This window comes from Amycolatopsis decaplanina DSM 44594 (assembly GCF_000342005.1).
GTDB lineage: Bacteria > Actinomycetota > Actinomycetes > Mycobacteriales > Pseudonocardiaceae > Amycolatopsis > Amycolatopsis decaplanina.
In genome coordinates this window covers 1-19065 of record NZ_AOHO01000063.1, presented here as the reverse complement: position 1 = coordinate 19065, position 19065 = coordinate 1, and the positions used below count along the sequence as shown (strand labels likewise).

General features: G+C 67.7%; 20 protein-coding genes and 2 tRNA genes. 15 read left to right on the top strand and 7 right to left on the bottom strand.

The window, feature by feature from the left end:
• The first annotated feature begins 38 nt into the window (after positions 1 to 38).
• From gyrB to H074_RS21790, 12 genes are all read left to right on the top strand, one after another.
• Entirely contained in the window at positions 39 to 2006 is a 1968-nt protein-coding gene (gyrB, locus tag H074_RS21840; protein WP_007032233.1) for a DNA topoisomerase (ATP-hydrolyzing) subunit B, read from the top strand.
• Between the two features lie 51 nt (positions 2007 to 2057).
• A complete protein-coding gene (gene gyrA / locus H074_RS21835) occupies positions 2058 to 4580 on the top strand; it encodes a DNA gyrase subunit A (protein ID WP_007032232.1) in 2523 nt (840 codons plus the stop codon).
• 36 nt (positions 4581 to 4616) lie between these two features.
• Positions 4617 to 5303, top strand: coding sequence for a DUF3566 domain-containing protein (locus H074_RS21830; protein WP_007032231.1), 687 nt, complete (start codon positions 4617 to 4619; stop codon positions 5301 to 5303).
• A 47-nt stretch (positions 5304 to 5350) separates the two neighbouring features.
• Positions 5351 to 5424 (top strand) — tRNA-Ile (locus tag H074_RS21825).
• A gap of 316 nt (positions 5425 to 5740) precedes the next feature.
• Positions 5741 to 5929 (top strand): DLW-39 family protein, encoded by a 189-nt coding sequence (locus H074_RS21820; RefSeq protein WP_007032230.1) that lies wholly within the window; start codon positions 5741 to 5743, stop codon positions 5927 to 5929.
• 36 nt (positions 5930 to 5965) lie between these two features.
• Positions 5966 to 6038, top strand: a tRNA-Ala gene (locus H074_RS21815).
• Positions 6039 to 6261: 223 nt separating this feature from the next.
• On the top strand, positions 6262 to 6663 hold the full coding sequence (locus tag H074_RS21810; protein WP_007032229.1) for a hypothetical protein: 402 nt from the start codon (positions 6262 to 6264) through the stop codon (positions 6661 to 6663).
• Positions 6664 to 6667: 4 nt separating this feature from the next.
• Positions 6668 to 7708 carry a hypothetical protein gene (locus H074_RS21805; protein WP_007032228.1) on the top strand — a complete coding sequence of 347 codons (1041 nt, stop codon included), beginning with the start codon at positions 6668 to 6670 and terminating at the stop codon, positions 7706 to 7708.
• 9 nt (positions 7709 to 7717) lie between these two features.
• Complete coding sequence (locus H074_RS21800; protein WP_039923116.1) at positions 7718 to 8230, top strand: YbaB/EbfC family nucleoid-associated protein; 513 nt, start codon at positions 7718 to 7720, stop codon at positions 8228 to 8230.
• Between the two features lie 81 nt (positions 8231 to 8311).
• On the top strand, positions 8312 to 9640 hold the full coding sequence (locus H074_RS21795; protein ID WP_051071979.1) for an amidase: 1329 nt from the start codon (positions 8312 to 8314) through the stop codon (positions 9638 to 9640).
• On the top strand, positions 9637 to 9804 hold the full coding sequence (locus H074_RS41075) for a hypothetical protein (RefSeq protein ID WP_167333178.1): 168 nt from the start codon (positions 9637 to 9639) through the stop codon (positions 9802 to 9804). Before H074_RS21795 ends, H074_RS41075 begins: the two co-directional genes overlap by 4 nt.
• Positions 9801 to 11273: a DHA2 family efflux MFS transporter permease subunit gene (locus H074_RS21790; protein ID WP_007032225.1), complete on the top strand. Its 1473-nt coding sequence runs from the start codon at positions 9801 to 9803 to the stop codon at positions 11271 to 11273. Before H074_RS41075 ends, H074_RS21790 begins: the two co-directional genes overlap by 4 nt.
• Here H074_RS21790 and H074_RS21785 read toward each other — a convergent pair.
• The 6 genes from H074_RS21785 to H074_RS21760 form a co-directional block, all read right to left on the bottom strand.
• A complete protein-coding gene (locus H074_RS21785) occupies positions 11188 to 11586 on the bottom strand; it encodes a helix-turn-helix domain-containing protein (protein ID WP_007032224.1) in 399 nt (132 codons plus the stop codon). The two genes, H074_RS21790 and H074_RS21785, sit on opposite strands and share 86 nt — an antisense overlap.
• A gap of 27 nt (positions 11587 to 11613) precedes the next feature.
• Positions 11614 to 12468, bottom strand: coding sequence for an ADP-ribosylglycohydrolase family protein (locus tag H074_RS21780; RefSeq protein ID WP_007032223.1), 855 nt, complete (start codon positions 12466 to 12468; stop codon positions 11614 to 11616).
• A gap of 10 nt (positions 12469 to 12478) precedes the next feature.
• Positions 12479 to 13477, bottom strand: a complete 999-nt coding sequence (locus H074_RS21775) for a helix-turn-helix transcriptional regulator (protein WP_007032222.1) — start codon at positions 13475 to 13477, stop codon at positions 12479 to 12481.
• 197 nt (positions 13478 to 13674) lie between these two features.
• The gene (locus H074_RS21770; protein WP_007032221.1) at positions 13675 to 14952 is read right to left on the bottom strand and encodes a M14 family metallopeptidase; all 1278 of its coding nucleotides are present in this window, start codon (positions 14950 to 14952) and stop codon (positions 13675 to 13677) included.
• Between the two features lie 95 nt (positions 14953 to 15047).
• Positions 15048 to 15689, bottom strand: coding sequence for a pyridoxine/pyridoxamine 5'-phosphate oxidase (locus H074_RS21765; protein WP_007032220.1), 642 nt, complete (start codon positions 15687 to 15689; stop codon positions 15048 to 15050).
• On the bottom strand, positions 15689 to 16408 hold the full coding sequence (locus H074_RS21760; RefSeq protein WP_007032219.1) for a hypothetical protein: 720 nt from the start codon (positions 16406 to 16408) through the stop codon (positions 15689 to 15691). The genes H074_RS21765 and H074_RS21760 overlap by 1 nt, the downstream gene beginning before the upstream one ends.
• Positions 16409 to 16480: 72 nt before the next feature.
• Here H074_RS21760 and H074_RS21755 point away from each other — a divergent pair, with 72 nt between their 5' ends.
• Together H074_RS21755 and H074_RS21750 are read left to right on the top strand one after the other, a co-directional pair.
• On the top strand, positions 16481 to 17005 hold the full coding sequence (locus H074_RS21755; protein WP_007032218.1) for a DUF2020 domain-containing protein: 525 nt from the start codon (positions 16481 to 16483) through the stop codon (positions 17003 to 17005).
• Positions 17006 to 17172: 167 nt separating this feature from the next.
• Entirely contained in the window at positions 17173 to 17625 is a 453-nt protein-coding gene (locus H074_RS21750) for a DUF6918 family protein (RefSeq protein WP_007032217.1), read from the top strand.
• Positions 17626 to 17960: 335 nt separating this feature from the next.
• On the opposite strand, the gene H074_RS21745 is transcribed toward H074_RS21750, so the two are convergent.
• Positions 17961 to 18650 (bottom strand): hypothetical protein, encoded by a 690-nt coding sequence (locus H074_RS21745; protein ID WP_051071983.1) that lies wholly within the window; start codon positions 18648 to 18650, stop codon positions 17961 to 17963.
• An 89-nt stretch (positions 18651 to 18739) separates the two neighbouring features.
• On the opposite strand from H074_RS21745, the gene H074_RS21740 reads away from it, so the two are divergent.
• On the top strand, positions 18740 to 19065 hold a 326-nt coding region (locus H074_RS21740), incomplete at its 3' end, for a peptidylprolyl isomerase (RefSeq protein WP_007032215.1).

The following is a 19065-nucleotide window of genomic DNA, read 5'->3' as shown; positions in this document are numbered from 1 at the left end:
GAGCGTCCGCTCGGGCGAGACGAGGAGAATCAACGCCTGTGACCGAGAACAAGAGCGAGTACAACGCGTCGTCGATCACGGTGCTCGAAGGCCTCGAAGCCGTCCGCAAGCGTCCCGGTATGTACATCGGTTCCACCGGTGAACGCGGCCTCCACCACCTCGTCCAAGAGGTGGTCGACAACTCCGTCGACGAGGCGATGGCAGGCTTCGCCACCAAGGTCGAGGTTACCTTGCTGGCCGACGGCGGAGTGCGCGTCGTCGACGACGGTCGCGGCATCCCGGTCGACATGCACCCCAAGGAGCAGAAGCCGACCCTCGAGGTCGTTCTCACCGTGCTCCACGCGGGCGGCAAGTTCGACAGCGACTCCTACGCCGTCTCCGGTGGTCTGCACGGCGTCGGCGTCTCCGTGGTGAACGCGCTCTCGACCAAGCTGATCGCCGAGGTCAAACGCGGCGGGCACAGCTGGCGGCAGGTGTACACCGACCAGGTCCCCGGCGAGCTTGAGGACCTCGGCCCGGCCGAGGACACCGGCACCACCATCACCTTCTGGGCCGACGGCGACATCTTCGAGACCACGACGTACAACTTCGAGACGATCTCCCGTCGTCTTCAGGAGATGGCCTTCCTCAACAAGGGCCTGACCCTTTCGCTGCGCGACGAGCGCGTCGCCGACGAAGAGACCGAAGCGGACGCTTCCGGCCAGGCGGCGCGGGTCAAGGAGAAGACCTACTGCTACCCGGGCGGTCTCGAAGACTTCGTCAAGCACATCAACGGCAGCAAGGACCCTATCCACGCGTCCGTGATCTCCTTCGAGGCCAAGGGCACCGGCCTCGAGGTCGAGGTCGCCATGCAGTGGAACAACGGCTTCACGCCGTCGGTGTACACCTTCGCCAACACGATCAACACGCACGAGGGCGGCACGCACGAAGAGGGCTTCCGCGCCGCGCTCACCCGCGTCGTCAACGCGTACGCGCGCGAGAAGAAGCTGCTCAAGGAGAAGGACGCCAACCTCTCCGGTGACGACGTGCGCGAGGGGCTCGCCGCGATCGTCTCGATCAAGCTCTCCGAGCCGCAGTTCGAAGGCCAGACCAAGACCAAGCTGGGCAACAGCGAGGCCAAGACGTTCGTGCAGCAGACCTCGAACGAATGGCTGGCCGACTGGTTCGAGCGCAACCCCACCGAGGCGAAGACGATCATCAACAAGTCGATCTCCTCGGCGCAGGCGCGGATGGCCGCCCGCAAGGCGCGGGACCTGGTCCGCCGCAAGGGCGCGCTGGAGATCGGCGGGCTGCCCGGCAAGCTCAAGGACTGCCGCTCGACCAACCCGTCGGAATGCGAGCTCTACATCGTCGAGGGTGACTCGGCGGGCGGTTCGGCCAAGGAAGGCCGCGACTCGATGTACCAGGCGATCCTGCCGATCCGCGGCAAGATCATCAACGTCGAGAAGGCCCGTATCGACCGCGTCCTCAAGAACACCGAGGTCCAGTCGCTGATCACCGCGCTCGGCACCGGTATCCACGAAGAGTTCGACATCGAGAAGCTGCGCTACCACAAGATCGTGCTGATGGCCGACGCCGACGTCGACGGCCAGCACATCACCACGCTGCTGCTCACCTTCCTGTTCCGGTTCATGCCTCCGCTGATCGAGCACGGGCACGTGTTCCTCTCGCGCCCGCCGCTGTACAAGATCAAGTGGCCGCGGCAGGACCCGGAGTACGCCTACTCCGACAGGGAACGCGACGCCGTCATCCAGGCGGGTGTCGAGGCCGGCCGGAAGCTGCCGAAGGACGACGCGATCCAGCGCTACAAGGGTCTCGGCGAAATGAACGCCGAAGAGCTGTGGGAGACCACGATGGACCCGGCGAACCGGCTGCTCGGCCAGGTCACCCTGGACGACGCCGCGCAGGCCGACGACCTGTTCTCCGTCCTGATGGGCGAGGACGTCGAAGCGCGCCGTTCCTTCATCACGCGTAACGCCAAGGACGTGCGTTTCCTAGACGTCTAGCGACGTCCCGCTCTTTTGTCCCTTTAGGACTGCTCCCACGAGAAGGACCTCATGACGGAAACCTTGCCGCCGGCTCCGGACCACGACCGGATCGAACCGGTCGACATCCAGCAGGAGATGCAGCGCTCCTACATCGACTACGCGATGAGCGTCATCGTGTCGCGGGCGCTGCCGGACGTGCGGGACGGCCTCAAGCCGGTGCACCGCCGCGTGCTGTACTCGATGTTCGACTCCGGCTTCCGCCCCGACCGCGGGTACAACAAGTGCTCCCGCGTCGTCGGCGACGTGATGGGCAACTACCACCCGCACGGTGACTCCGCGATCTACGACGCGCTGGTGCGGCTCGCGCAGCCGTGGTCGCTGCGGTACCCGCTGATCGACGGTCAGGGCAACTTCGGTTCGTCGGGCAACGACCCCGCCGCCGCCATGCGGTACACCGAGTCCCGGCTGGCGCATCTCGCGATGCACATGCTGCAGGACATCGAAGAAGAGACCGTCGACTTCTCCGACAACTACGACGGCCGCACCCAGGAGCCCGACGTCCTGCCGTCGCGGTTCCCGAACCTGCTGGTCAACGGTGGTTCCGGGATCGCGGTCGGCATGGCGACGAACATCCCGCCGCACAACCTGCGCGAGGTCGCCGACGGCGTCAAATGGGCGCTGGAGAACTTCGAGGCCAGCGACGACGAGCTGCTCGCCGCGCTGCTGGTCCGGATCAAGGGTCCGGACTTCCCGACCAGGGCGATGATCCTCGGCAACTCCGGGATCGAGGACGCGTACCGCACCGGCCGCGGCTCCGTGCGCATGCGCGCGGTCGTCGAGGTCGAAGAGGACGCCAAGGGTCGCACGATCCTGGTCGTGTCCGAGCTGCCGTACCAGGTCAACCCGGACAACCTGGTCGAGAACATCGCGAACCTGGTCCGCGACGGCAAGCTCACCGGCATCTCCGACATCGCCGACGAGTCCAACAGCCGCAGCGGGATGCGGATCGTCGTCACGATCAAACGTGACGCGGTCGCCAAGGTCGTGCTGAACAACCTGTACAAGCACACCCAGCTGCAGCAGAACTTCGGTGTGAACATGCTGGCACTGGTCGACGGCGTGCCCCGCACGCTGCGCCTGGACCAGATGATCCGGCACTACGTGAAGCACCAGATCGACGTCATCGTCCGCCGGACCCGGTTCCGGTTGCGCAAGGCCGAGGAACGCGCCCACATCCTGCGCGGTCTGGTCAAGGCGCTGGACATGCTCGACGAGGTCATCGCCCTCATCCGGCGCTCGCCCTCGGCCGAAGAGGCCCGGCCCGCCCTGATGAGCCTGCTCGACGTCGACGAGATCCAGGCGACCGCGATCCTCGACATGCAGCTCCGCCGCCTCGCGGCACTGGAGCGGCAGCGGATCATCGACACCCTGGCCGAGATCGAACTCGAGATCGCCGACCTCAAGGACATCCTCTCCAAGCCCGAGCGACAGCGTTCGATCATCGCCGAGGAACTGCAGGAGATCGTCGACAAGTACGGCGACGACCGGCGCACCAAGATCATCCCGTTCGACGGCGAGGTCTCGGTCGAAGACCTCATCGCCGTCGAAGACGTCGTCGTCACCATCACCCGCACGGGTTACGCCAAGCGAACGAAAACCGATCTGTACCGATCGCAGAAGCGCGGCGGCAAGGGCGTCCAGGGCGCGACCCTCAAACAGGACGACATCGTCCAGCACTTCTTCGTCTGCTCGACGCACGACTGGATCCTGTTCTTCACGAACAAGGGCCGCGTCTACCGGGCCAAGGCCTACGACCTGCCCGAGGCCAACCGCAACGCGCGCGGCCAGCACGTCGCGAACCTGCTCGCGTTCCAGCCCGACGAGCAGATCGCCCAGGTCATCGAGATCCCGAACTACGAGGTCGCCCCGTACCTCGTGCTCGCGACCCGCCGCGGCCTGGTGAAGAAGACCAAGCTCACCGACTTCGACTCCAACCGCGCCGGTGGCCTCATCGCCGTCAACCTGCGTGAAGGGGACGAACTGGTCGGCGCGGTCCTCGCGGCCGCCGACGACGATCTGCTCCTCGTTTCCGCGGAAGGCCAGTCGATCCGCTTCCACGCCACCGACGAAGCCCTGCGCCCGATGGGCCGCGCGACGTCCGGTGTGCTGGGCATGCGGTTCAACGACGGCGACGAACTGCTCGGCATCAACGTCGTCCAGCCGGACAAATTCCTCCTCGTCGCCACCGGCGGCGGCTACGCCAAGCGCACCCCGACCGAGGACTACCCGGTCCAGGGCCGCGGCGGCAAGGGGGTGCTCACCATTCAGTACGACCAGAAACGTGGCAGGCTGGTGGGCGCGGTCATCGTCGACGCCGAAGACGAGCTCTACGCGATCACCTCCAGCGGCGGGGTGATCCGCACTTCGGCCGGACAGGTGCGCAAGGCAGGCAGGCAGACGAAGGGAGTGCGGCTGATGAATCTCGACGAAGGAACCACTCTTCTCGCGGTCGCACGCAACGCGGACGAGCCCTCAGACGTCGCCACTGCAGGTAGTACTGAAGGAGAAGAAGCCCCGGCGTCGGAGCAGTAGACGACGCCCCACGTACTGGGTAAGGACTGACACCTCGTGACACCATCCGAGAAGCCCGAAGCAGGCGGTGCGAAGGCGGGCTCGTCGAGCCCGCCCTGGCAGCGCGACAGCGGCGCCGGGGACCCCGAAGGCTCCAGCGAGCAGACGGTCTCGGTGTCTTCGGTCGCCACCGAAGACGTGGCCCACTCGGACCCGAAGCGGGACGCGACAACCGTGACCGACTACCACGGGGTCAGCGGCACCGCCGCGAAGAGGCTCTTCGGCGACAGCGGAGAGGGCGACCCCGCCCCCTCCGCCATCCCGTCGGCCTCCCGCACCCGTGCCGCCCCCACCGCGCTCCGCCGCCCCGGCCGTGGACCGCGTCGCGCCAGCCTGCAGATCAAACGCTTCGACCCCTGGTCGGTGCTGAAACTGTCCCTCGTCCTCGGCGTCGCGCTGTTCTTCGTGTGGCTCGTCGCCGTCGGCGTCCTGTACACGGTCCTCGACGGCATGGGCGTCTGGGACAAACTCAACGGGACCTACTCGTCGCTCGTCGGCGGCGAAGGTGCCGACGCGCCGGCCGACCCGTTGATCAGCGCCGGCCGCGTCTTCGGGATCGCGGCCATCCTCGGCGCCATCAACATCGTGCTGATCTCGGCCCTCGCCACCGTCAGCGCCTTCATCTACAACGTCTCCGCCGACCTCGCCGGAGGCCTGGAAGTGACCCTTTCCGAACGAGAGTGACCCGGTTGCAGGGCGTCGAAAGACGTCCTGTAATCTTCTCCTCGTTCGGGCCCATAGCTCAGGCGGTTAGAGCGCTTCGCTGATAACGAAGAGGTCCCAGGTTCAAGTCCTGGTGGGCCCACCCAATTGCCCGGTCTGTGTTCGCGGAAAGCGCGAACCCGGATCGGGTGTTTTTCGTTTTGGGGGTCGGACCCCCAAGCCCCCGCCAGGTAGGCTCCGCTCCCCTGGACCCCCGGCTCGGCTCGGGCCCTGGCGGGCCCATTGCCGTGGGGAAGAGCCGTGGGAAGAGTGTCGGGCTTGCAGGCGTTCCAAGGACGAACCCCTGCCGGACTTCTCTTCCCGGCAGGGGTTCGTCATGGGTGTTCCACGTGGAACCTCGGGCGTGCAGTAGCATCGGTGGGTAAGCGGAGCAACTCGGCGGAAAGAGGGGGCTTCTGATGAAGAAGCTGTTGGCACTCGCGGTCATCGCGGGCGGCGTGCTGTTCGTGATCAAGCGCAACAAGGCCGCCAAGGCCGAGGCCGACCTCTGGCGTGAGGCCACCGCTCCCACCGAGCGTCCGCTGGGATCCGTTTCCGCGAACGGAAGCGCCCCGGCCAAGGCCGCGGACGCGTCCCGCAACAACTGATTCGGCGCGGGCGGTTATCATGATCGCCTGCGATCCGGGGCTGTAGCTCAATTGGTAGAGCACTGCCTTTGCAAGGCAGGGGTCAGGGGTTCGATTCCCCTCAGCTCCACGCATAGAAGGCCCGTGCCCGCGGAGGGCACGGGCCTTTTGCGTTCCGCGATCACATCGGGGGTGCAACCCCCGAACCCCGCCCGGCGGGCTCCGCCCCCGGACCCCCACGTTTGGTCGCGTTGAGCGGTCAGGCTCCGCGTCGAGAGGTCGGGGCTGTGGTGACGTTCGTCACCGTACGTGGATGACAAAGTCGTGCGCTCAGCCAAGTCAACGCTGCTTACATGGGGTGGAATCCGGACAGCGAGGTGAACATGGTCAGTTTCGAAACCGACCTCGACGATCTCAGGTTGTCGAGCAAGGAACTGCGGAAGGCCGCGGACATAGTCAGTACCGCCCATACCGGTGTGCGAGGGCAGGACGTACCCGCTCCCGACCCGGTCACGGGAGGCCTTCTCCCCGGTCTTTTCGCGCCGAACACCGCGTTCGGGAAGTCCCTGGGCATGCGCGGGGTTTCGGCGGCTTACGAGGAACACCGCCAGGCCGTCGAGAAGATGCTCGCGCAGCTGCTCCGCAGCACGCAGGACACCTCGCAGGCATTGGCGCGGGTCGCCGAACTGTACGAATCCGTCGAAGAGGACAACAAGCAGCGAGTGAACCGCGCGGCGTACGGGGAACAGGGGTAGCGGCGTGGACGGGTACTTCAACGCACTGGACGCGGAGACCACCGCCGGAGTCGGCGACAACAGCGAACTCCTCGAGGGGATCTCCCACGATCTCACCGCGGGCGCCGAAAAGGCCTTCACGGCGGTGGACCTCCTTTTCCACGACTGGCTCCTCGGCAGCGACGTGGACTTGAGCGGCGGCCGAAAGGAACAGGTCCGCGACTTCTTCCTCGAGTTCTCCGAGGCGGAGCTCGTCGGCGAGAACAGCCTGCAGACCATGATCGAGGCCTACGAACGTCTCTGGAACGCTTTCCAGGACACGAAAGCGCCGCTCGACCGGTCCCTGGTCCTGCTTCTCAAGTGGCGCGGTGAAGGCGCCGAGAGCGCCAAGAGCTACATCCAGGGTCTGGTGAACACCTACTCCCGCGTGGGCACCAAACTCACCGTGCTGGAAGCCGACATCGTGGCCGCGCGGGACGCCATCGCGACCGCACGGGCGGACCTGAGCAATCTCGCCGCGTCCTTCCTGACCGCCGCGGAAAAGTACCAGGACGACCAGGAACGCCAAGACGAATCCGCCTTGACGAAGGCGTTGGCGGCGGGTTTCGCCGGCGCTGTCGCGGCCTTGCTCGTGGCGGCCGTTCCGCCGGCCGGCGCCGCCCTCACCGCGGCGACCTTCTTCACCACCGCGAACGGGGTCCAGGTCGCCGGTGCCGCGGCCGGTGCCGGGCTCTCCACCCTGGTCTCCGAGAACGCTTCGATCGTCGGGGACAGCCCCGAAACCATCTACAACAGCTTCCACGACGGCGTGGTCAACATCCGTGAAGGCATGTTCCGCGCGACGGAGTCGCTGATCTCGAAGATCAACGTCGAGATCAACAACCTGCCGATCATCCCCGAACCGCCGGACGTCAGCCCTGGCGAGACCTTCGACCCCGGCAACTTCGAAACCGAAAACACCGACAAGGGAACGGAAAAGCGGGTACGGGACAAGAACGTCGACATCTCGAACGACGGCAAGTTCCAGGAACCGCCGATGGAACTGTCGCCACTACCGGTCGACTGACGGAGGATCGTGGCTGACAAACCGGCACCCAAGAAACCGGGTAACGACCGGCAAGCGATGCTCGAGGCGCTGGCCACCCTGTCGGTGGACGCGTCCTCGCCGGACGGTGCCGTTTCCGTTTCGGTCAACACCGACGGCGTGATGACGCGGCTCAGAGTGAGTGAAGCAGTGTCGCGGATGTCGCCCGCCGAGATCGCGGACACCGTCATGCGGACCTATCAGGAAGCACAGCAAGGATCCGCGAAACGCAGTGCGGAGCTGATGGCGCCGATCGGCAACGCCGGGTACATCACGGACCGGCTCCGGTGGCGGCTCGGGTTCACGCCTTCGTACCAGGACACGGGCGAAACGGTTTCCCCGACGCCGTCCGTGTCGCCCCGGACGCCCGCCGGCGCGGAGAACGTGGTGCTCAAAGACCGTTCTGGGGAACCGGCCGGGCCTGACCAGGACGAGCAGCCCGCGCCGGAGGAATCCGACGACCAGTACTACGAGCAGGGTCTGCGGTACAACCCTTCCTGGTAGTACGGCCTTGTGCTCAACCGCGCTTCAGTTTGCACCCTGGTCCGGGCGGCGTCAGATCGGCGCCGCCGGACCGGAGGGGTCGTGGTGCGGAGAGAACACGAGGGCTCGGTGCTCGAAGCCGGGCGGGCGTTGCGTCGCGGAGAGGTGACCAGCGTCGAATTGACGGAACGCGCGCTGGCCGCCGCCGACGAAATCGGGGTGTACATCACCCGGTTCCCGGATCACGCGCTGGCGTCGGCGCGGCGGGCGGACCGGGAGTTCGCGGCCGGGGTGGATCGCGGGCCGCTGCAGGGAATCCCGTTGGGCGTCAAGGATCTCATCGCCGTCGCGGAGGGGCCGACGACGGCGCAGAGTGTCGTGCTCGACTGGGGGCCGGGCATCGACGCGGCGGTGACGACGCGGGTGAAGGAAGCGGGCGGGGTCATCGTCGGGAAGACCTCGACGATGGAGTTCGGCTGCGGGGTTCCGGACCGCGCCAAGCCGTTCCCGATTCCACGGAATCCTTGGGACACCGAACGTTGGGCGGGCGGATCCAGTTCGGGGACGGCGAGCGGGATCGCCGCCGGGATGTTCTTCGCCGGGCTCGGATCGGACACCGCCGGCAGTATCCGGATGCCCGCCGCTTTCTGCGGTGTCACCGGGCTGATGCCGACCTACGGACGGGTTTCGAGGGTGGGTTGCGTGCCGCTCGCCCACACCCTCGACCGGATCGGCCCGCTCGCCCGTACCGCGCGTGACTGCGCGGCACTGCTGGAAGTGATCGCCGAAGTTCCTTTCGTGGCACCGGAGTTCACCGGTGACCTCGCGGGGCTGCGGATCGGCGTCGTCCGTGAGAACCACCTCCCCGAAGACGCCGATCCCGCGCTGGCGAGCGTTTTCGACGAAGCGCTGTCCCTCGCGGAGGGCCTGGGGGCCACGCTTGTCGAGATCTCGCTGCCTTGTCGGAAAGAGCTGACCACAGCGGTGATGGTCACCGCGAGCTGCGAAGCCCTTGCCCATCACCGAGCCGGGCTGAGCACGAGGTGGCCGGACTTCGGCGTTTCGGCGCGGGCGATCTTCGCGGCGGGGGCACTGGTGTCCGGCGCCGATTACGTGCAGGCACAACGGGTGCGGCAGGTGGTGCGGCAAGAGCTGGCGCGTCTCTTCGACGACATCGACGTGATCGCGAGTCCGGTCGCGTCGATCGGCGCTCCACCGCTCGACGACGTCGCGGACGAGGAAGGGCAGCAGAACGCGGAAGTCTTCGAGAAGATCAAGACGCCGTATTGGAACGGCGTCGGGAATCCGGTCCTCGCCGTGCCCATCGGGAAAACCGGTGACGGTCTGCCGCTGTCCCTGCAACTCGCGGGGCGACTTTTCGACGAGGCGACCGTCCTGCGTGCCGGTGACGCGCTCCAGGGGGCACGATGACTCCGGAACTGATCGATCTCTTGCTGGCCAAGGCGGAACTCCCGGCTGAAGAGTCCGACAAACGAGCGCTGGCGCGATTGCGCTGGCTGTCCACAGTGGATTCCCTGTACGCGGTGCCGATGGATCGCGGCGTCGCGCCGGTGCCGAACGGCGAACCGGCATGACCCGTCGTCCCGGTGAAGGCGCCGTGCTCGCGCTGGCCTGCGCGGGGTCGTTCGTGGTCATCCTCGACGCGACGATCGTTTCCGTCGTCCTGCCCGCGATCCGGTTCGGTCTCGGCCTCTCGCCTGGCGCGCTGACCTGGGTGGTGAACGCGTACACGCTCGCTTTCGCCGGTTTCCTGTTGCTGGGCGGCCGGTTGTGCGACGAATTCGGGGTGCGGCGGATGTTCGTGCTCGGGATGAGTCTGTTCACCGTCGCGCGGCTCGCCGCCGGGCTGGCGGGCTCGCCGGAAACGTTGCTCGTCGCCCGGGCGGTGCAAGGGTTCGGTGGCGCGTTGCTGATGCCGGTGACGTTGTCTCTGCTGACCACGACGTTCACCGAACCCGCCCGCCGTGCGCGGGCCTTGGGCACCTGGAGCGCGATGGGTGCCGCCGCTGCCGCGGCAGGCCCGGTGATCGGCGGACTGCTGACCCAATGGGCGGGCTGGCGATGGGTGTTCTTCGTCAGCGTTCCGATCGGGGTGGCGGCCGTCCTCGCCGCCACGGTGCTGCCGCCGAGGGATCGAAGCCGCCCTCGCGGCAGGCTGGACGTGCTCGGCGCGATCCTGTCGACGGCGGGACTCGTCGGCGTGGTCTACGCGGTGATGCGTTCCTCGGCCGATGGCTGGGGAAGCGGATCCGTCCTGCTGCCGCTGTTCGCCGGGCTCGTCCTGCTCGGCGTCTTCCTGGTGCACCAGCATCGGTGGGCGGACGAACCGCTGGTCGCGCTCGGGATCTTCCGGCTGCGTTCGGTCAGCAGCGGGAACGTGGTGATCTTCCTGCTGGGGCTGGGTTTCCTCGCCAGCCCGATCCTGCTTTCGCTGTACCTGCAGGACGTCCACGGGTACTCGCCGCTGCGTGCCGGACTGGCGTATCTGCCGGTGGGCGTGGCGATGTTCGCCGGCGCGCAGACGGCGGGCGGGTTGTCGGTGCGGCTGGGACCCCGGCGTGCGACGGCGCTTTGCTGCGCGATCGGCGCGGTGGGCCTCGCCGGAGTCGCCGCCCTGACCGGTCCGCACGCCTCTTACGTCGTGTCCGTGCTGCTGCCCGGAATCGTCTTCGGGTTCGGGACCGCCGCGGCGTTCACCCCGATCACCGTGGCCGCCACCAGCGGGGTGCCGGAACGGCAGAACGGCCTGGCCGCCGGTCTGCTGAACACGGTCCGGCAGACCAGCGGCGCGATCGGCCTCGCCGCGTTGACCGCTCTCGTGACGGCGGTGACCGCGACCTGGCAGACCGGCGGGCCGACGGGAGAAGCGCTGGTGCACGGCTACACCGCCGCGTTCCTCGCTTCCGCCGCCTGTCTCGCGGCCGCGGCCGTGGTCGCGGCGGTGGCGATGCCGGGACTCAGCCCGCCGCCGCGTGCGCGGGCAGGTCGACCCGGTCACGGAACCACGGGCAGTCCTCCAGGCGGTCCTCCCGGCGACAGGTGAGGAGCTCGACCAGGTAGTCGTGCGCGGTGTCGAGCCGCGCACGCTCCTGTTCGATCTCGGCGAGCTGACCCACCACCACCTCACGCCAGCGGTGCTGTTCGGCGAGCAGCTCGGTGATCTTGGACAGGCCCAGCCCGCCGATCCGCCGCCAGTGCTTGATCAGCGCGATGCGATACAGCTGGTCGTCGTCGTAACACCGCTGTCCTGAGCGGCGGGAGGCGGTGATCAGCCCGCGTCGCTCCCAGTAGTGCAGAGTCGAGATCGCCAGCCCGAAATGGTCGGCGGCCTCGCGAACCGGCGTCAGAACATACATGGGATCATTCCACCGGCTTTATTGAGGTTAGGCAACCCTAATTACTTGTTCGTCGAGTTTCGCCAGATAGTCGCGGCCGAACTCGCCGTTCTCCAGATCGCGCCACAGCACCGGCGGCAGATCCTGCGCCACCTCGGGCGAGCGCGACGCGGCGGCCAGCGCGATGGTCGCGACCGTGTCGACGTCACCGGTGAGCGCGACGGCGGACCGGAGTATTCCGCTCAGGCTCCGGCCGGTCGCGAGCGTGGTCAGCGCCGCGCGCACACTCATCCAGCCCTGCGGTCCGACCTTGCCCGGCCACGGCAACGCCCAGCCGCCGTGCCCGACGTCCTCGGGAAGGATCGCGTCGATCCACCTCGCGATTTCGGAAAGCGGGCCGAGCCGATGGTGGCAGTAGTGCACGGTCAGCGCGGAGGCCTGCGCCGCGGCGATCCCGGCCTGGGTGTCGTGCGTGATCCTGGCCTGCAGTTTCGCGTGGTAGAGGACATCGTCGACGGTCGGCAGGATCCCGATCGGCCCGGCGCGCATGGCCGCGCCGCTCTTGTCACTCTGCGGCCGGAGCCGCCGCAGCAGCTCCTCGCCGTCCCGGACCTCGCTGAGCAGCTGATGGAAACGTGGCGCGTAGCCGTCGTGCGGATCGCGGTGATACGCCCGCACGAACTGTTCGGCGAGCAGCAGCGGCGTCCACCGCCGTCCCGAGACGAGCACTTCGGCGATCGCGATCGTCATCTGCGTGTCGTCGGTGTAGCGACCGGCCGGGACACCGAGCCGGCCGTGATGCTGCACGTAACCGGTCAGCGTGTTGTGCTCGGCGACGAAGCTCGGATATGCGTGCTCGAAGGAGCCTCCGTACGCGTCGCCGATGGCCAGTTCGACCAGCATCCGGACTCCTTCAGGCGGTGAGGCGTGCCGTTTCCGAAGGGAGTTTGCCGTAGGTGTCGCGGTAGAGAGCGGAAAACCGGCCGAGATGCGTGAAACCCCATCGCAGCGCGACGTCGGTGACGTTGCCTTCGGCGCGCCCTTGCGCGATCGCGAGCAGGTCCTGGTGCACGTGGTCGAGCCGGACGCGGCGCAGGTACTCCATCGGCGTCAGCCCGAGTTCCGTGCGGAACGCCGACTGCAACGCGCGCACGCTGATCCGCGCGGCCGTCGCCAGTTCGCCGATCGACACCGGTTCGGCGGCGCGCTCCTCGCAATAGGTCATCGCGCGGCGTACCGCCGTCGACTTCGGCCGGGGCCGTTCCTCGTCGAGGTCGCCGGAGCGCGAATGCGGCTGGGCGTCGAGCAGTCCGTGCAGCAGCAGCTTCTCGAAATGCGCGGCGGCCAGCGGCGACCGGTCGAACATCCCGGACGCGGCGGTCTCGCCGAAGGTGTGGAGCAGGGTGAGCCACTGGTCCATGCTCGAGGCGATCACCGGATCGAACCGCAGCGGCGACGTCGGCGCCTCGCCGAGCCGTTCGCGCATCGTGTCCGCCACCAGCCGCTCGCCGAGCCGGAGCAGCAGGATGTCGGGATGGTCGAACGTGGTCCGGAACCGGGCTTCCGGGCCGGTCACGACATGCCGTGACGGGATGACCTCGCCGTCGATCGTGATCTGGCTGCGGCCGGTAAGGGTCACGACGACGGTGTAGGCGTCCGGGGTCTCTTCTCCGTGAAGGACGACGTCGGAGTCCAGTGTCAGCTCGTAGAACGAGAGGCCGTGGGGGTCGATCCCGGGCACGCGGAGGCCGCTGAGCTGGGAGATGTCGAAGAATCCGGTGCGCGCGGGGGTGTGCAGCTTGACCGTGTCCGGCGCGAGGAACGCCTGGAAGGTGTGCTCGAGTTCGTCGAAGTCGTCGCCGGTGACCACCGTCGACGCGATCGGGGAGCCTTCCGAGAACCGCTTGCGCACCTGTCGATCGTGCCAGGCTGCGGGGTGTCACCGGATGCCCATACCGCGGGGCCATGGCGACCGGCAAGCTGCGCGGGGCGGGCAGGCGGATCCGCCGAGTCACGCGATCGTCGACAATCGGGCGACGCCCGGAGCTTCGGCTTGGATTCGCCGAAGAGCCGGGCGTCGCGAGTGGCCGATCTCAGGAATTGAGCGGATCAGGCTTTCGCCTCGTTGATCAGGATGTCGACGGCCTTGTCGTTGCGGGCGGTCTGCTCCGGGATCACCGAAGCTGGCGGGTAGAAGCCGTCGATCCCGCCGTCCTTCGGGTACATCTCGAAGGTGTAGCTGAGGATCTTGTGCTTGCCCCACGCCCAGTCGTTGATGTCGCCGTCGGTGACGTACAGATCGCTGGACTGCTCGGGCGTGTAGCCGTTGGTGGCGGCCATCTGCTTGCCGACGTCGGCGAAACGCTTCGCTTCCTCCTCGTTCAGGCCGGTGTCGGTCTCGGCCTTCGTGTAGCCGTACGGCCAGAGCACCAGTTCCGAGAACGTGTGGAAGTCGATGTGCGTCTTGATCTGCTGGGTGCCGCCGACCACGCGGGAGTTCATGAACTCCGCGACCGCCTTGGTCTCGGACTCGGAGAACGCCGACGGGCCGTGGTAGTCCTCGGCGGACGGGCTGTTGCTCGACCCGCCGCAGCAGTTCCACTTGTAGTCCCAGTTGCGGTTCGGGTCGGTGCCGATCGCGCTGCTGCCCGGCACCGGTTTCCGCGTCTTGCGCCAGCCCTGGTACTCGCCGCCGGTGATGTCGTACTCGGAGCCGTCCGGGTTGACGTTCGGGATCACGTAGATCTCGTGCTCGTCGACCATCTTCTTGATGGCCGGGTCGGTCGCGTACCCGCTGGTGAAGCGCTGCACGATCCGCAGGCACATCTCGGTGGTGAGGTGTTCGCGCGCGTGCTGGTTGCAGGTGAACAGGACCTCGGGCTCGTTCTCGTCCGTGCCCGCGTTGTCGCTGATCTTCAGCAGGTTCAGCTCACGGCCCTCGTAGGACTTGCCGACGCTGGACAGCGTCGCGATGTCGCTGTGGTCCTTCGCGGCCTTCTGCAGCTCAGCGGTCGTTTCGGCGTAGGTGTGGTACGCCTCGTCGCCCGGCGGGAAGTCGCCCGCGACGGCGGCGGTACCCACCCGGCCACTGCGCTGCTTGAGCATGCTGTCGAAGTCGCCGAGCGACTTCAGGCCGAACCCGTTCGCGCGCAGGGCCGCGGCCTGTCCCGGCGTGGCGACGACGGTCAGCGCGCCGCCGCGCGAGCCCGCGACGTCGACTCCGGTGCGGGCGACCTCGGTGCGCTTGCCGGGGGTGGACGCGCCCTCCACCGAGTACAGCCCTCTCGCCGGGTCGCCGGTCTGGGCGCTCGCGACGGGCGTCGTGACGGCCAGCAGGGCGAGCCCTGTGGCGGCCAAGGCGCCCCCGATGCGACGGCGTGTGGACATTTCGCCTCCGAACGATCTGGGGACAAGGTGGGCGTTCACCGTCGCCGAAGTGAATCATCCACGACAACCCGACGATCGTCGTTCCCAGTTACCGTTTACGGCCAGAGGCGTTCTTTGTGCCAGGTTCCGTTCTCACGCCGGTAGCGGAGCCGCCGGTGCCGCCGGTCGTGGCTCGCCTGCCAGAACTCCACTTCGGACGGCGTCACCAGGTAGCGGGTCCAGGTTTCAGGTGCCACGCCGGGATTCTCCTCGACCCATCGCTCCGCTTCCGCGGCCGCGCGGTCGAGGTCGGCCGGATCCTCGAGCACCTGGGACTGCCTGCCGATGAACGCCTCCACCCGGGACGCCGGCGGCCGCGCGGTGAAATCGGCGGCGGACACGTCGGGATCGGCGAGCGAGACCGGACCGCGCAGGCGGACCTGACGGCCGCGTCCCGGCCAGAAGAACGTCAGCGCGGCGAACGGATTCTTCGCCAGCTGCACACCTTTCGGGCTTTCGGAACTCGTCGCGACCGCCCAGGTGTCCCCGTCGACGTCCTTGAGGATCACGACCCGCGCGTCCGGTACTCCGTTCGCGTCCACTGTGGACAAAGTGACGGCGTGGGGCGCGAGGACGTGTTCCCCGGCTTCGTTGAGCCATTCCAGGAAAAGCTCGCGCGGGGTCGCCGGTGTGGTCTCGGTGTCGAACTCCGGAAGTTCGCCGGGGAACGACGGCCAGCCACGCAACGTGCGGTCCATCAGTACCCCGGCGGACGCTGCGGCGGATAGCCGGGCGCGGGTGGCGGATAGTGCGGCGGATGCTGCCCCGGCGGCGGACCCTGCGCGGGCGGGGGCCCGACCGGGTACGGCGGTGGCGGTGGCTGCTGCGGCTGCCAGCCGGGCGGCGGCTGCTGACCGGGCGGCGGCATCGGCGGTCCGGGTGGCATCGGCGGCTGCTGGCCCTGCGACTGCGCCCACTGCACCTGCTGATAAACCTCGGCGGGCTGCGGGAAACAGAACGTCAGCTTCGCGTTGACCGAACCCTGGACCGCCGCGCCCCACAGCTTCCCGCCGACGAACGCGTACATCTGCGCCGCCGAAACGTCGACGGCCACCATGCGCGTCTCGCCGCCGAACTGGTTGCCGGACTTCGCCGACGCGGCCTGCGCGGCGTCCGGGTGGACACGGTCACCGATCAGCCCGGCGATGACCACCGAAGCGGCCGTCCAGCCGACCGTGCCCATCACGTTCGCGCGCGCGTGCTGCGTCGCCAGCCCGGTGAAGTCGTACAACGCGGGCGCGGTCACCTCAGGGATCGCGGCGGCGACCACGCAGTAGTTCATCGTCGACATCATCACGGATTCGGTGAACAGGCCCACCACGGCCGCGCTCGGACCGATCTGGACGGTGTTCAGCCTGCCCCCGCTGCGCTGGATACGCTCTGCCACCGCACCCAGGTACTGCTCCTTGCTGAGCACTGACGCCTCCCGAAGACTCCTCGCGCACGGCCATCGTCGCACGAACGGCGATCTGCTTCACTGGACGCCACTATGCGACGTCTTCTGATCTTGCCGCTCGTCGTGCCGCTGCTGGCGGCCTGCGGGCCGACGGAACAGCCGCCGCCCGCGGCGAGTTCGCCCGCGCCGTCGAACACCCCGGCGCCCAGCCTCCCGCCCGCCCCGGAACCCACCGGCAAGGGCCCGTGCCCGTACCTGGGCAACGAGTTCGTTTCGGACGCCAACGGGCAGAAGGTCTCCAAGGTCAAGACTTCGGCCGACCAGCCGCATCCGGCCTGTTTCTTCTACGCGCTCAGCGGAAAACTGCAGCTCACCGTGCGCGTGTACGTCGGAGAACCCGCGGTGGCCAAGGCACTGGTGGATCAGGCGGCCCCCATCGACACCTCCAACCCCGCCGACGAACCGGCCGGCTGGAAGGGCGGCTACCAGCCCTCCGGGGAAGGCGCGGTTTACGCCGTCGCGAAGGGCGGGAACGCGGTAGTCGTGACCACCAACCAGAAGCAGAGCATCAAGGCACGCACGGTGGCGAAGGAGGCTATCGGTGAGCTGAAGCTCTAGGTAGTGGTATCCACACGTCAGAGTGAAGTTGATCTTGTACTACCCTGTGCCGCACGCGCGACGGTTCGCGGGACCAGCGCAACGCCAGATCCGGCGGAGGCCGCCTTGCGGTGTGGCTCGGCGGCACAAAAGATCATTTCTCCCCATAAGACAAAAGGACAGGTTTCGTGGCTGACACCCTCAAGGAAATCTTGCTCGACTCCAGCCGTCGCCCGGCGGTCGTGAGCGACTTCGAAGGCCTCGTCGACGCCGAGGTTTCGGACAAGGGCGGCGTTTCGGGTGCCGTCGTGAAGACCGGCTTCGCCGCCGTCAAGAAGATCAAGCCGGGCATCATCCCCGCCGCCGTCGACACCCTGCTCGACGACTTCACCGTCGCCCTCGAGCCGTTCTACGGTGACTACAAGGCCAAGGGCGGCAACGACTTCGGCGCCTACCTGGTCGGCCGTAGCGACGAGGCTTCGGACGCGCTCCTGTCGGTCACCGACTCGCGCGCCGAGAAGAGCAGCCGCGACAGCATCAAGAAGGTCTACTCGAAGCTGCGCCCGAACGGCAAGAAGAACGTCGAGGAGGCCCTGCCCCGCCTCGGCCAGCTGATCGACAAGCACGCTAGCGCTGTCTGATCTTGATCGCGCTGACGTAAAGCGCGCCGAAGGGGCGCCCGGTCCGCTTTCAACATCCTGTTGGGAGTGGAGGGCGCCCCTTCATCGCGTTTACGTGGGCCTTCGGCCCGAAAGAGGGCGCGATCGGTGAAGTCTCGCCGTCGCGCTGGCGCGCTTTCGGCGAGACGAGTCCGCCGGTGCTGTCGTGGGGCGCGTCGGTCTTTGGCACCAAACGGTCTTCGTCTGTACTTAGTCGATCTTCGGCACGGGGACGTGAAAGGGCCGTCCAGGGGCCGGGTGCGCGGCGGCCCTGGACGGCCCTTCGCCAAGCAGAAGAAGAGGGTAAGGCGTAGCTCTCAGTTCTTCTTGTCGGCGGAGCCCGCGTTCGAAGCCTGGTGCCCGTTCTTCGGGGCCGCGGGCTTCGCCGGAGCCGGACCGGAAGCGGCGGGCTTCGCGGGAGCGGGCTTCGGCGCGGCCGCGGCCGGAGCGGCGGGCTTGGCGGGAGGAGCGGGCGGAGCCTTCGGCGGCGCGGGCGCGACCGGCGGCTCCTGCTTGGAACGCAGGGCGTAGGCGGCACCGGCACCGACGACGGCGATGCCGATCACCCACGGCCAGCGGCGACGCTTGCGCGTCCCCTTGGCGGCGGCCTTCGCCTCGACGAGCGCGGCCTTGAAGTCCTTCTTCGCCGCCTTGAAGTCCTTCTTGCCCCGGCGCTTGGACTCGCCGGCGGACTTCGCGGCCTGGATGGCGGCCTTGCGGGCCTTGCGGCCCGGCTTCCGCATCTCGGAAATCCTGGCCAGCGCCTCCTTGCGAGCCGCCTTCGAGCTGCGCTTGAGCTCCTTGCGGGTCAGTTCCGTCTTCTTCGCGAGCTTCTTGCGCGCGCGACGGCTGGTCTTAGCGATCTCACCGGCGCTCTCGGAGAGCTTCTGCTCGGCTACCTCGACGGCGTGGGCGGTGGCTTCCTTACCCGCCTCGACAGCACGTTTGCGCAGGCCGAGCGCGCCGGCCTTCGCCGACTCGCTCACCGAATCTGCGGCCCGGGTCATGGCCTTCACCTCATCAATCGTTTTGATTCTGCTTCGTTGCTTGTAACCTATCGTGCCCCTTTTCCCCAGATCTTGCCGCAGATGGCACGATGAAGCTCGTGACTGAAAGCAAGGGATCCCTCATTGGTGGCGCACTGAAGGCCACTCTGCACACCAACCAGGGTGACATCAACCTGAACCTGTTCCCCGACCACGCGCCGAAGACGGTCGCGAACTTCGTCGGGCTCGCCGAGGGCAGCAAGGAGTACACCCAGCCCAACGCGCAGGGCACGAACGCGGGCCCGTTCTACGACGGGTCGATCTTCCACCGCGTCATCGACGGCTTCATGCTGCAGGGCGGCGACCCGACCGGCACCGGCCGCGGTGGCCCCGGCTACAAGTTCGGCGACGAGTTCCACCCGGAGCTCCAGTTCTC